The organism is Arsenophonus endosymbiont of Crataerina pallida (genome assembly GCF_964020125.1).
Lineage (GTDB): Bacteria > Pseudomonadota > Gammaproteobacteria > Enterobacterales > Enterobacteriaceae > Arsenophonus > Arsenophonus nilaparvatae.
In genome coordinates, this window is record NZ_OZ026540.1 from 491,177 (window position 1) to 504,265 (window position 13,089).

At 40.5% G+C, this 13,089-nt stretch carries 9 protein-coding genes and 1 pseudogene; 6 read left to right on the forward strand and 4 right to left on the reverse strand.

The features are described 5' to 3' along the window. Nucleotides 1–5: 5 nt before the first annotated feature. The 6 genes and pseudogenes from AACL31_RS02630 to AACL31_RS02655 form a co-directional block, all read left to right on the forward strand. Nucleotides 6–1,529 carry a type I restriction-modification system subunit M gene (locus tag AACL31_RS02630; protein ID WP_310511312.1) on the forward strand — a complete coding sequence of 508 codons (1,524 nt, stop codon included), beginning with the start codon at nucleotides 6–8 and terminating at the stop codon, nucleotides 1,527–1,529. Next, nucleotides 1,519–2,697: a restriction endonuclease subunit S gene (locus tag AACL31_RS02635; RefSeq protein WP_310511311.1), complete on the forward strand. Its 1,179-nt coding sequence runs from the start codon at nucleotides 1,519–1,521 to the stop codon at nucleotides 2,695–2,697. Before AACL31_RS02630 ends, AACL31_RS02635 begins: the two co-directional genes overlap by 11 nt. After that, nucleotides 2,694–3,737 (forward strand): virulence RhuM family protein, encoded by a 1,044-nt coding sequence (locus AACL31_RS02640; RefSeq protein WP_310511372.1) that lies wholly within the window; start codon nucleotides 2,694–2,696, stop codon nucleotides 3,735–3,737. The genes AACL31_RS02635 and AACL31_RS02640 overlap by 4 nt, the downstream gene beginning before the upstream one ends. Continuing rightward, nucleotides 3,734–7,018 carry a type I restriction endonuclease subunit R gene (locus tag AACL31_RS02645; protein ID WP_310511310.1) on the forward strand — a complete coding sequence of 1,095 codons (3,285 nt, stop codon included), beginning with the start codon at nucleotides 3,734–3,736 and terminating at the stop codon, nucleotides 7,016–7,018. Before AACL31_RS02640 ends, AACL31_RS02645 begins: the two co-directional genes overlap by 4 nt. Before the next feature lie 3 nt (nucleotides 7,019–7,021). Continuing rightward, entirely contained in the window at nucleotides 7,022–7,771 is a 750-nt protein-coding gene (locus AACL31_RS02650) for a SprT family zinc-dependent metalloprotease (protein ID WP_310511309.1), read from the forward strand. 175 nt (nucleotides 7,772–7,946) lie between these two features. Further along, a pseudogene (locus tag AACL31_RS02655) lies at nucleotides 7,947–8,033 on the forward strand (hypothetical protein); the annotation flags it as partial. 64 nt (nucleotides 8,034–8,097) lie between these two features. Here the strand turns inward: AACL31_RS02655 and AACL31_RS02660 are convergent. The 4 genes from AACL31_RS02660 to AACL31_RS02675 all read right to left on the reverse strand — a co-directional run bounded on the left by AACL31_RS02660 (nucleotide 8,098) and on the right by AACL31_RS02675 (nucleotide 12,983). Next, nucleotides 8,098–9,015 carry a restriction endonuclease gene (locus tag AACL31_RS02660; protein ID WP_310511308.1) on the reverse strand — a complete coding sequence of 306 codons (918 nt, stop codon included), beginning with the start codon at nucleotides 9,013–9,015 and terminating at the stop codon, nucleotides 8,098–8,100. A gap of 1,167 nt (nucleotides 9,016–10,182) precedes the next feature. Further along, nucleotides 10,183–10,986, reverse strand: a complete 804-nt coding sequence (locus AACL31_RS02665; RefSeq protein WP_310511307.1) for a nitrilase-related carbon-nitrogen hydrolase — start codon at nucleotides 10,984–10,986, stop codon at nucleotides 10,183–10,185. Continuing rightward, nucleotides 10,983–12,281, reverse strand: coding sequence for a cytosine permease (locus tag AACL31_RS02670; protein WP_310511306.1), 1,299 nt, complete (start codon nucleotides 12,279–12,281; stop codon nucleotides 10,983–10,985). Before AACL31_RS02670 ends, AACL31_RS02665 begins: the two co-directional genes overlap by 4 nt. A 21-nt stretch (nucleotides 12,282–12,302) precedes the next feature. Beyond that, nucleotides 12,303–12,983, reverse strand: a complete 681-nt coding sequence (locus AACL31_RS02675) for a PAS and helix-turn-helix domain-containing protein (RefSeq protein ID WP_052044779.1) — start codon at nucleotides 12,981–12,983, stop codon at nucleotides 12,303–12,305. Nucleotides 12,984–13,089 lie beyond the last annotated feature (106 nt).

Genomic DNA, 13,089 nt, shown 5'->3' on the forward strand with positions numbered 1-13,089 from the left:
CCATTATGAGCAACAAGATAGACCAGAATCGTATTAATAGCGTGTTATGGAGTGTTTGCGACATTTTTCGCGGCACTATCAGTCCGGACACTTATAAAGATTTTATTCTTACCATGCTGTTCCTCAAATACATCTCGGACGTGTGGCAGGATCATTACGATAACTATAAGGCTGAGTATGGTGATGAGCCGGAGTTGATCGAAGAGATGATGAAGAACGAGCGTTTCGTTCTGCCAAAGAAAGCCAGCTTTTATACGCTTTTTCAGCACCGCAATGAGCCAGGCAACGGTGAGCGTATCGATCAGGCGCTGCACGCGATTGAAGAAGCCAACGGTACCAAGCTGAAAGATGCGGGAAAAAGCGTGTTTCAGGATATCACTTTCAATACCGACAAGTTGGGTGAAGAGAAGCAAAAGAACGGCATTCTGAAAGACCTTTTGGCAGAATTTGCCAGTGCTGAACTTGACCTGAAACCCAGCCGGATAGGTGGTTTGGATGTCATCGGTAATGCCTATGAGTACCTGATTGGTAAGTTCGCGGCTAATAGTGGTCAGAAAGCCGGTGAATATTATACCCCGCCGGAAGTGTCCGATTTGATGGCAGAATTACTCGATCCGCAACCGGGCGATACCATTTGCGATCCGGCCTGCGGATCTGCCTCGTTATTGATGAAATGTGGCCGAAAAGTGGTACAAGATCACGGCAGCAAGCAGTATGAGTTGTATGGCCAGGAAGCGATTGGTTCGACCTGGTCGCTGGCGAAAATGAACATGTTTTTGCACGGCGAGGATAACCACAAGATCGAATGGGGTGACACTATTCGTAACCCTAAGCTACTGGATAAAAACGGTAACTTGAAGCTATTTGATATTGTCACCGCTAACCCGCCGTTCTCGCTGGATAAGTGGGGGCACAGCGATGTGGAAAGCGATAAATTCGGCCGTTTCCGCCGTGGTCTGCCGCCGAAAACCAAAGGCGATTATGCCTTTATTTCACATATGATCGAAACACTAAAACCGAAAACCGGGCGAATGGGCGTTGTGGTGCCGCACGGTGTGCTGTTTCGTGGCTCCAGTGAAGGTAAAATTCGACAAAAGTTGATTGAAGAAAACCTGCTGGATGCAGTGATGGGCCTGCCGGAAAAGTTATTTTTTGGCACTGGTATTCCAGCTGCGATTCTGATCTTTAAAAAGCAGAAAGTGGACAATAAAGTATTGTTTATTGATGCTAGTCGTGAATTCAAGTCAGGTAAGAATCAAAATCAACTGATTCCAGAAAACATCTCTAAGATAGTTAAAATATATAGAGAAGGAGATAGTGTAGATAAATATTCTTATCTTGCTAGCCTTCAAGAGATCAGTGATAACGATTATAATCTAAATATTTCCCGTTATGTTGATACTTTCGAAGATGAAGAAGAAGTTGATTTGATTGAAGTACGTACCGAACGAGAAAAGTTGAAAATGCAATTAGCTGAACTTGAAATTCAGATGGCTAAGTATCTAGAGGAGCTTGGTTATGGTGCCTGATGGATGGAGGTTAACAGGACTTGATGGAGTTAGAGCCAGTATAATTGATGGTGATAGAGGGAAAAGCTATCCCAAGAAAGATGATTATCTTTCGAATGGGCACGCCTTATTTATTGGCGCTGAAAATATTGCTAATGGATATTTTTCTTTGAATAAGACGGTTTTCATTTCAAAAGAAAAGTATGAGGAGATGCGTAAGGGTATAGTACAGGATAAAGACATTATTCTAGTTATGAGAGGTAATGGAACAGGTAGGTCTTGTATATTTTTTTCTGATAAAATTCATGGAAAAGTTGCAAGGATAAATTCAGGTCTTGTCATCATAAGGGCAAGCGAAGAATATACGGATGTAAACTTTTTACATCAGTTATTTCTTTCTGATATAATAAAAAAACAATTTGATGGTTTTATTTTTGGTAGTGCCCAGCCGCAGTTAACCGTAAGTTTGCTTAAATCTTTGGTTATTCCAATTCCTCCGTTTTATGAGCAAGTTAAAATTGCTTGTATACTCTCTGTTTGGGATAAAGCGATTGCTACCACTGAGCAACTGCTTGCTAATAGTCAGCAACAGAAAAAAGCATTAATGCAGCAATTGCTTACTGGTAAGAGACGTTTTTTGGATTTTAGTGGGGAGTGGAATCAGGTTTACTTGGGAGATATTTGTCAGCCCCGGCAATGGGCAACCATATCATCGTCCGATTTGATTGATAGTGGGTATCCTGTATATGGTGCGAATGGTTTTATAGGATATTTTACCGAATTTAATCATCCGTTAGAAACGGTTGCAATCACTTGTCGAGGCTCAACTTGTGGTGAAGTTTCATTAATACCAAAAAAAAGTTATATAACTGGGAATTCAATGTGTTTAGATGAGATAGATACAGATAAAAATCATCATCTTTTTATATTTTATCTTTTGAAATATAGAGGATTTAATGATGTGATATCTGGATCGGCTCAGCCTCAAATTGTAGGAAAAGCAATAAAAAAGATAAAAATCACTGTGCCTGAACTTGAAGAGCAAAATAAGATTGCATCTGTTTTAGCTATTGCAGACCAAGAAACCCAAACCCTAAAACAAAAACTCCACCACCTAAAACAAGAAAAAAAAGCCCTGATGCAGCAACTGCTTACCGGTAAACGCCGGGTGAAAACGGAGGCGGCATAATGGATAAACAGTTGGCCCCGGCGGGTGAATTTCTGTTATTTCAAAGTGACGATGACCGTGTGCGGGTTGAATGCCGATTTGAAGCGGAAACGCTCTGGCTCTCTCAGGCAACAATGGCAGAGCTATACGCTAAAGATGTGCGCACCATCAATGAACATCTGGTCAACATTTTTGCTGAAGGTGAACTTGCTCAAAATTCAACTCTCCGGAAATTCCGGATAGTTCGTTTAGAGGGTAAGCGGCAGGTTGCCAGGGAAATCGACCACTACAATCTTGAAGCTATATTGGCCGTCGGTTACCGTGTTCGTTCCACTCGTGGTACCCAGTTTCGCCAATGGGCCACTCAAATCTTGCAGGAATATCTGATTAAAGGTTTTGTGATGGACGATGAGCGGCTGAAAAATCCGCCGATCGGCTCATCGATAATACCCGATTACTTTGGTGAGATGCTGGAACGCATCCGTGATATTCGTGCCAGCGAGCGACGTGTTTATTTGCGGGTACGGGAAATCTTTGCCCTGGCGGCGGACTATCAGCCCTCACTGAAAAAGACGAGCCGTTTTTTCCAGGCCATTCAGAATAAGCTGCATTTCGCTTGTACAGGGAAAACGGCTGCTGAGCTTATCCATCAGCGGGCCGATGCTAGTCTTCCGCATATGGGGCTGACCAGTTTTAAAGGTGGCGAAGTGCGTAAAGGAGATGTGACTGTCGGCAAAAATTATCTCAATCAAGATGAAGTTAATGAACTAAACCGGGTGGTCAATATGTGGCTGGATTTTGCCGAAGATCAGGCCAGACGACGGCAGCAGATATTTTTACCTGACTGGCAGGAAAAGCTGGATCAATTTCTGCAATTTAACGATCGCGAAGTGTTGCAAGGTGCAGGCTCAATCAGTAAAAAAATGGCAAACAACAAAGCCCAGACTGAATATGAACATTTTGCTGAACAGCGGCGTCGTTTAAAAGAGGCTGAAGGCGAGCGGGATATCAGCGAGCTATTGCAGTGGCAAGCTAAACCAAAAGCTAAGGATGAGTCATGAATATACAGCACCCGCCAAAATTTCAGGAGGAGTTCAGCGCTAAAATTCCGGCGCTGGCATTGCTTTCTAATCTCGGCTGGTCATATCTTACACCTGAAGCGTCGCTGATTGTCCGAGGTAATAAGCCAGATCAAGTGTTATTAAGCCAAATTTTGCGTCAACAACTGGCGAAGCGTACTTTTACCTTTGCCGGTCTGGACTACCCACTTTCTGATAAATCCATCGATAACTTGGTAGCCGAAGTAAATAGTCCGGCATTAAATGAAGGTTTGCTCACTGCCAATGAGCGGCTCTATAACCACCTGATGTACGGCATTTCTGTCACTGAATTTATCGACGGTAAAAAGGCTAATCCTACGATTGCTCTGATTGACTGGCATAATCCGACCAATAATAGCTTTGTGTTTACTGAAGAGTTCAATGTCACCCGTGCCAGCGGGATTGAATCACGCAGGCCGGATATTGTTTGCTTTGTTAATGGTATTCCTCTAGTTGTGATTGAAGCCAAGCGGCCTGATGGCAATGCTAAAAAAGGGCCAACTATTGATGAAGGGATTTCGCAAAGCCTGCGTAATCAGCGCCACGATGAAATCCCGTATTTGTTTGTCTATAGCCAGTTGCTGTTATCCATCAATGGTCATGAGGGTCGCTATGCTACTTGTGGTACGCCTGCCAAGTTCTGGGCAAACTGGCGCGAAGAAGACATCTCCGACGCGGAAATGTATGCCATCAAGAATCGCTCCTGCTCTACTGAACAATTCACTAGGTTGTTCAGGCATCGTTCAGCTGAGGTTGTGGCCTGGTATCAACAACTGGTTTCTAATGGTGAATTGGCTGTCACCGGCCAGGATCAGATGTTAATCAGCCTGTTGTCGCCTACTCGTTTGTTGGAGATGACGCGTTTCTTCACTCTGTTTGATAAAAAAGTGGGTAAAGTGGTAGCCCGTTATCAACAGGTGTTTGGCATAAAGCGCCTGCTTGAACGTATCAATACTCATCGACCTGATGGCGGCCGTGGAGGCGGAGTTATCTGGCATACCACCGGTTCCGGAAAATCATTCACTATGGTTTTCCTGAGTAAGGTGCTGATCCTGCATGAAACTCTAAAGCAGTGCCGTATTGTGGTAGTGACTGATCGTATCGATCTGGAGAAACAACTCAGTCGCACTTTTATTTCGGGTGGCGAACTGTCAGGGAAGCGAGATAAAGCGTCAGCTATCGCTACCTCCGGCACGCGGCTGGCGGAGCAGATTGGTAAAGGGACTGAGCGCATCATCTTTTCGTTGATTCAGAAGTTCAATACCGCCACCCGGTTGCCTGAATGCGTTAATACCAGCTCGGATATCATCGTATTGATTGATGAAGGCCATCGTAGCCAGGGGGGTGAAAATCATATCCGAATGAAGCAGGCGCTGCCTAATGCTGCCTTTGTTGCCTTCACCGGCACGCCGTTGTTGAAAGAAGATAAAACCACCAATAAGTTTGGCCCTATTGTGCATGCCTATACCATGCAGCGAGCGGTAGAGGACAAAACGGTCACCCCACTGCTTTACGAAGAGCGTATTCCTGATCTTGATGTTAATGAACGCGCAATTGATAGCTGGTTTGAACGTATTACCGAGGGTCTGAGTGACGAACAAAAAACTGACCTTAAGCGTAAGTTTGCCCGAAAGGGGCAAATTTATAGTACCGACGATCGTATCCGCCTGATTGCACTAGATATCGCCAATCACTTCGTGAAGAACATTGACGATGGTTTAAAAGGCCAGCTGGCCTGTGACAGCAAAGCTTCTGCTATAAAATATAAAAAGTACCTTGATGAAGCCGGGCTATTTGAATCGGCGGTTGTCATCAGTCCCCCTGATAGCCGTGAAGGCAATACTGAGGTTGATGAATCTACCACGCCTGAAGTGACTCAATGGCGGAAAGATAATATCGGTTCGCAGAATGAGCAAGTTTATACGCAGCATGTTATTGAACGTTTTGAAAAAGACGACACGTTGAAAATGCTGATTGTGGTCGATAAGTTACTGACTGGCTTTGATGAGCCGAAGAATACGGTGCTCTATATCGACAAGCCGCTAAAAGGTCACAACCTGATCCAGGCGATTGCTCGTGTTAACCGTCTGCATCCGCAAAAGAAGTTTGGCTTGTTAATCGATTATCGTGGCATTCTTAGCGAGCTGGATACTACGATTGAGAAATATCAGAAGCTTGCATCCCGCACCCAGGGCGGTTACGACATCAACGATCTGGTAGGCCTTTACAACCAGATGAGCACGGAATACAAACGTTTGCCCCAACTGCATAAAAACCTGTGGGCGATTTTTGCGGCTGTAAAGAATAAACATGACATTGAGCAACTGCGCCAGGTACTGATACCGCATATTGAAGAACATGACGGCGAACTGGTGGATATCCATCTTAAGGTACGTGAAGATTTCTACGAAGCGCTGACGGCGTTTGCCAGTTGCCTTAAGGTGGCGTTGCAATCTGCCACTTTCTTTGAGGATAAGAGCTTTAGTGATGACGATCGCCGTCTCTATAAGGAGACGGTGAAGCAGTTCTCCAGCTTGCGTCAGCTAGTGCAGCAGGATGCTGGTGAACGCATTGATTACGACGTGTACACTGAGCAGGTGAAAAAACTGTTGAATAAGCATGTGGTTGGCGTGGAAGTCCGCGAGCCCGATGGGGTATATGAAGTTAGCCTAATGGGGCAACGTCAGCAACCAGAAGAGTGGAGTGAGGAGAAAACCCGCAACGAAACCGATATTATTAAAACCCGCGTCACCCGGATGATCGAGCAGCAACTATATGACGACCCCTACGCGCAGGAGGCTTTTTCTAAACTGTTGCGTCAGGCAATTGAGGAAGCAGAAAAGCTTTTTCACCATCCGCTGAAACAATATTTGCTGTTCCGTGAGTTCGAAGAGCAAGTGCAGAGGCGTCAGCTTAGTGATATTCCCGATGTGTTTTGCGGTAATCATCATGCTCAGGCTTATTTTGGCGTATTTAGAAAGATTTTGCCGGAGGTTTTCACCATTTCCGACCCCCAGATACAGGAAAAGTGGGTGAAGTTGGCATTTACCCTCGATCAACTTGTTGATCGTTCGGTTGCAGAAAACTCGATTAACCCACAAAACATTGAGGCGGATATTCGTAAGAAGCTGCTGCCATTGATGTTTAAAGAGTGCAAAGTTATTGGTGGCGGGATGGAACAAGCCAAAAAGATTGTGGAAATGATCGTGCAAATTACCCGTGTCGGGTTGAGTGGGGTTTAAGTTTTGTCTGTTCAATGTTCACCGCGATCAATGTGTTTTCTCTATGGTGATGAGCGAATTTACTTCGACTGCATTCCCCGCCACCAGGTAACCGAGCGCGTGTTAATTAAAGTGCACCCGAATTGCCGGGTGATAGTTTCCGCCCCTGAGGGAGCCGACGATCAGGCAGTACTAAATGCAGTGAAAAAACGTCGCCGTTGGATTTATCAGCAATTGCGTGATTTTCGCCAACAGCTGGCTTACATCACTCCACGCAAATATATTAGTGGGGAAAGCCACTATTACTTGGGTAAACAATATCAGTTAAAGGTTTTGGAAGAGCCCGCCAGTACACGGGGCGTAAAAATGCTACGAGGCAAACTGGAAGTCATTTCGCACCATCGGGACGCAGAAAAGGTCCGGCAGTTGTTGACTCACTGGTATAAAACCCGAGCTAAAGAGGTCTTTAGCAGACGATTGGATGCGATGCTTGAGCAGGCGCTATGGGTAAGTGAACGTCCTCAACTGCGCCTTTTAACCATGCAGACTCAATGGGGCAGTTGTTCATCTAATGGTCGGCTGACACTAAATCCCTATTTAGTCAAAGCTCCGCGCGAATGCATCGATTACGTGATCCTGCATGAGTTGTGCCATATCGCCGAACATAATCACAGCGAGCGCTTTTATCGGTTAATGGGGCAGGTTATGCCGGAATGGGAAATTATAAAAACGCGACTGGATGAGATGGCGGGGGTGATATTTTCTGATTTATGATGTGGAGATTAGATTTTCCCTTGGTCAGCAAAATGGGGAACAGTGGTTTATATGTTCATCTTCGTCTTCATCTTCTTCATAAGTTGCAAGTATATTTAGTTGCTGAGCAACTAACTAATTTATATCTGATTGGTTTGATAACCAATCTAATAAAAACATTATCAGGGATGTATCTATGGCCGTTCCTACTTACGATAAATTTATTGAGCCAGTACTCCACTTTCTGGCTGGTAAACCTGATGGTGTGCCGGCTCGCGATCTTCAATATCTTTTATGTTAGACCTACAGTCATCTTTATTAAGCTTTGAAGGAATTGATAGTTAAAATTATTGTTCAAAATAATCCATATCAAGTTTTGGCAGTTTAATTAGTTGTGAGCTAACGCCAACTTCATTATCCATCATTAAATTAACCAAACGCTTGCCATCAATTAGCACTAATCCTTCAACCGATTTGGCAAAATCGATAGCATGAGCGGTATAGCCTGAGGTGGTAATAAAAATACCACGTTTCGCTTTTTGCCTTGCAAGGGCTCCATAGAATGCTTGTAGTTCAGGGCGTCCGACAGTAGTTTGCCAACGTTTCGCCTGTACATAAACTCTTTCCAGTCCTAGCTTATCCAGCGAAATAATACCATCGATGCCAGCATCTCCTGTGCCACCTACACGCTGTAGGTCATCGCGATGACCACCATAGCCAAGCTTGTGAAGAACATCTAAAACGATCACTTCAAATCGATTAGAAGATACTTGAAGTAAATTTTCCAGTAAATCAATGGCTATCGCATCGCGAATTTCTTTTACTGCATCTGCTAAGCGATCATCTGGGCTACTAACTTGTCGCGAACCATTTGCTTTTACTGGTGTATCTTCATCTAAGGGTACTGCATCTGGATTTGTTTTTAATCTCACGTCTATAAAATCAAAGGCAAGGTGGTCGATCTGCTCTTTACTAAGAGGAAAAGGGTTGTTTTTAATCCATTCTAAACCTGCATCCGTTAAACACCATTTTCCGCGTGATAAACTTTGTGAAAGTCCAGCGCGTTTTAGTCGATCGTGTGCCCAACCTGAACGATTTTTATAAATGAGTTGACCACTGGAAACAAGTTCAGAGCGTTGGTTTTCATCAAGTCCTAAAAGTTCTGCTGCACCTTCATGAACCACTTTCGCGGCTACGCCTTCAGGATGATGTTTTAAAAAACACAATACAGGCTCAATAAATTTATCATAAGTTGGGACCGCCATAGAAATCCTTTATCAAGGTGATACTTAACGTTAATTTCTCTACTATGACATCTAATTTTTCTGATGTTAAGTTTGATCTTTGTTTTTGAAAGAATTAAATGGGAATATTCATCTAGAAATTTTATTTAATATATTGAATGGTAAAACTATTTGGCGGTCTTCGGTTAATATTCATCCATTATATTACTTGCTTGAATATTCTCAATACCTTAATCACAAAGTAGTATGTAGTACCACTTTACTGAGTTTTTATTTACAACATCAAAATATTGTTATCTTGCTCCAGTTTGTGTAAGAGATAATTATTTTTTTAGAAGAAGTGTTATCAACCAAAAAACACATACTCATCCATAATCCAAGTCAATCTAAAGTATCCGGTTTAGCTTCCAATCAGCCCTGTCACCAACTGCTATTCAATTATCATTTTCAATCTATTAGGCCAATTGGCTAATGGGAAGTTTAGCGGCAAACTATGCCAACGTAGCTACATCAGCTTAGTACGTTAGTTAAAAGCGATAAAGACAATCAAGCCTAGTAATAAACGGATAAATTAGCTGCAACTGGAGGATTATATTTAATCTAAGGGGAATTTTGAAAACTAACATAATTAACCCAAAAGCTTGATCAAAAAGAGATCAAATCATTAAAGTAGATTGAGTATTACTATTTTTTAGCAATCAATAAGCTAACTTTTATTTAATTAAACTAGATAAAAACATAAGTGCATAAACGGAGGTATTTTATTTTAAATTATATAGTACTGTTAATTAACGAATCAATTTGATAGATAAGCAGTGATATATGTTGTGAAGGATCATATCCAGCAATTTTTTTGTACAATACTTATTACAAATATCGTGTTATTAATAAAATTTATTAAATTAAAATAAATAAGTGATATTTAATTTGATTAAATAAAATAAATAATACATATAAGTTATAATAAAGATTAATTATTAATCTTTATTATTTTTATTTTTGTGATAATGAATTTAATAGACAGGCTATTTCATAATATAAATAAAAAGTTTAAATAGCTAAAAGCAATAATATGCATTTTAGCTATTAATTTATAACTAATTATATTAATTTTATTATGTTTTTATGCTCTACATATACTACAGTGTAAAAATATGAAAGCGATAAAAGAGAACATCTTTTAGACTATTATAAATAGGTTGTATAGTTTATTTTTTTATCTTTTAAGTAGTTTAATGACTTTCTGATCTCTGTTTGCGTTGTTAAATCTATTTCATAACTGATCATGTCTTCTGCTTTTTCCGAGGCGTTGGCAACAACCGTTCCTCTGGGATCGATAATTCGGCTGCCGCCAAATAGGTTTATATCACCTTCTTTGCCCCATCGATTGACTGCTACCAAATGCGTTGTATTCTCTAAAGCACGACAAGGCGTATTTATATACCAAAGATCTTTATCTTGTTGTGACCAAGCCGATGGCATAAATAAAATATCTGCCTTTTTAGTTGCCAAAATTCTGGCAACTTCAGGAAATCCTGCATCGTAACAAATTATTATTCCAATACGACAAATACCAATATCAAAAACTGGCAAGCTATCACCGGGTGTAAACCATAGTTTTTCATGATGAAATAGATGCATTTTCCGATATACAGCTAACCAGTTTTTTCTATTTGGAATCCAAATACCGGCAGAATTATAAATTTTACCGGTTGGATCATCTCGTTCTATAAAACCACAAATAATAACTAAATTAAGTTTGCTGGATAATTGGCTAAATAGCTTATCTGTCTGTTCATTTTGGGTTTCACTAAGTGAATAATATTGTTCTCCTAGTATTGATGGTGAATATCCAGTAGTCGCTAATTCAGGAAAACAGATAATTTGCGCATTGTTTTCCTTAGCCTTATAGCAATAGTTTTCTAAACATCGTAAATTTTCATCTTTGTCACCTAAAATTGCGTCCGTCTGAGCTATTGTAACTTTGATCATTTTTTATCTCTTTGGGTTTTATTGAAAAAATTCTTTAAAATAGACAAGCAGAAATATATCACAGTAGAGATAAATATCGAGTTAACTGATGGAATACCCATAGTTATGGTCATCCCAGCGATAGAGCCTAAAGCCCAAGCAATGAGAGATGGGTAATTTATCCATGGTGTAGCAGCATTATTTGGCAACTTGCCATCTTTACGCGTTGAATCAAGTAAATCTCTATTAGTACGAAGGATATAGTAGTCAGTGAGCATAATCCCAGTTATTGGTGGGAAAATAACACCCGCTATTATCAAAAAATTAATAAAATTATCTAAAATACCGATAACGGTAAAGAAAGTTCCTATACTGCCCGCGATTAGCGTTAATGTAACATAATTGATTTTCTTGCCTATCATACACTCAATAACATTGCTCATGCTAAGCGAGACACTATAAAGATTAATATCATTTATTTTAACCACCGCTAAGATGGTACAAATGACGCCGATCCAGCCTGCATTTTGAATAAGGATATTAACCACATCATCGGTACCCATCGCTTTAGCGATCAATATAGAAACGCCATTAACAATAAATTCACCAACAATGATTGAAATTGTTAACATCCAAAAAACATCTTTTGAATTCTGACAATATCGACTGATATCAGGTGTTATTAGCATTGCAACAATACACCCACCGGCGACCATTGTTGCTCCAGCGCTTAATGTCATCGAGTCCTGCTCTGCTGGAATGATATTGATTAATTCTTTAATGTCGATGGTGGTTAATGAATTAAATGTCACGCAAATCATAACAGCAAAAAATAAAGGTACCGCTATTTTGGCGGTTAGACTTAATCCTTTAAATCCGTATGCAACTAATACGGTAATAAATATGCCTGAAATTGTGGCACACCAGCCGAAGTCAAGCTTGCCGTTTAATGCATATTCTAAAGCTTTGGCACAAACTCCATTTTGTACGCCGAACCAACCGAGCGAGCTTATCGCAATAGCAAATCCGATCATGGCAGAGCCTATTCGCCCAAAGCCGCACCATCTGGACAGAATGCTGGTAGGTAGCCCTTCCCGACATCCTATAAGACCCAATCCTAGCCCTACAAATTCAAGAATTAAGCTACCCAAAAGTGTTGCTAACATTGCCTGCCAAAATGTCATTGCATGGCCTAATGTAGCACCCAGTATAAACTGCGATAGTGCAGTATTGGCGCCGATACGAATTAAAACAATAGAAAATAAATCAGAGCGTGCTGAAGGTGGAATCCTTTCAAGGGAGTGTTCTTTATCCATGTTTATATTTCTCTATATTATTTAGTTAAATAAATAGCTGCGCGGTCTGAGAAATCGCATCGGTATTTTATTATGAATATTTTTATGAATACAATATTCTATAAGTTGTTCCCGAAAGCTAATCCCCAATTTTTGGTAGATAGATTGTAATTTATTGTTAACGGTATGATGACTAACACAAAGCATTTTAGAAATTTCTTTTGGGTTAAATGAATGTGCTACCAGAAACATTATTTCTAATTCTTTTTTGGTAAATTTTGTTTCAATCAGGCAATCTGTTGTTCCATGAATTTTACCAAAATTTTTAAATTTCCTAAAAGGCATTAGTTCCATCTTTCTTGAATGAAACATAACGCCAACACATTCTCCGTCGACAATAAACGGAAATTTTTCACAAATGTAAGGTTGTAATAGTGAATCTTCACCATAAGGATAAATATCAATCGAAATGATATTTCTTTTTTGTTTCAATGTTTCAAAATCATGTGCTTGAAAGTTTTCTGAAAATTCAGCTGTGGGATGAGGTATTTCGCTATCATTTTTGCCGTATAAGTTAAAATTTGTAGATAAATTAAATAACCTGTAGTTTTGTGGATTGCTATAAAAATGAATAGATTGGTCGCCGTCAAATATTTTTATTCCCCACGGATCGCTATTGTTTTCAAACATAGCAATAAGTTGAGGTGATATTTTCACATCCATTATTTCCTCCCGCCGATAGGACTCAATAATACTCATGAATTACCTATAAACAATCTGTTTATTCCTTGTAGAATAGCGTCTTAATATAAATAAATTCTGGACATAA

What these genes read in the sequence shown, in the direction of transcription:
- AACL31_RS02670 (WP_310511306.1), bottom strand. Translation starts at nt 12,281, where the DNA reads ATGGATAAAGAACACTCCCTTGAAAGGATTCCACCTTCAGCACGCTCT.
- AACL31_RS02660 (WP_310511308.1), bottom strand. Translation starts at nt 9,015, where the DNA reads ATGGCGGTCCCAACTTATGATAAATTTATTGAGCCTGTATTGTGTTTT.
- AACL31_RS02645 (WP_310511310.1), top strand. Translation starts at nt 3,734, where the DNA reads ATGAATATACAGCACCCGCCAAAATTTCAGGAGGAGTTCAGCGCTAAA.
- AACL31_RS02635 (WP_310511311.1), top strand. Translation starts at nt 1,519, where the DNA reads ATGGTGCCTGATGGATGGAGGTTAACAGGACTTGATGGAGTTAGAGCC.
- AACL31_RS02665 (WP_310511307.1), bottom strand. Translation starts at nt 10,986, where the DNA reads ATGATCAAAGTTACAATAGCTCAGACGGACGCAATTTTAGGTGACAAA.
- AACL31_RS02630 (WP_310511312.1), top strand. Translation starts at nt 6, where the DNA reads ATGAGCAACAAGATAGACCAGAATCGTATTAATAGCGTGTTATGGAGT.
- AACL31_RS02675 (WP_052044779.1), bottom strand. Translation starts at nt 12,983, where the DNA reads ATGGATGTGAAAATATCACCTCAACTTATTGCTATGTTTGAAAACAAT.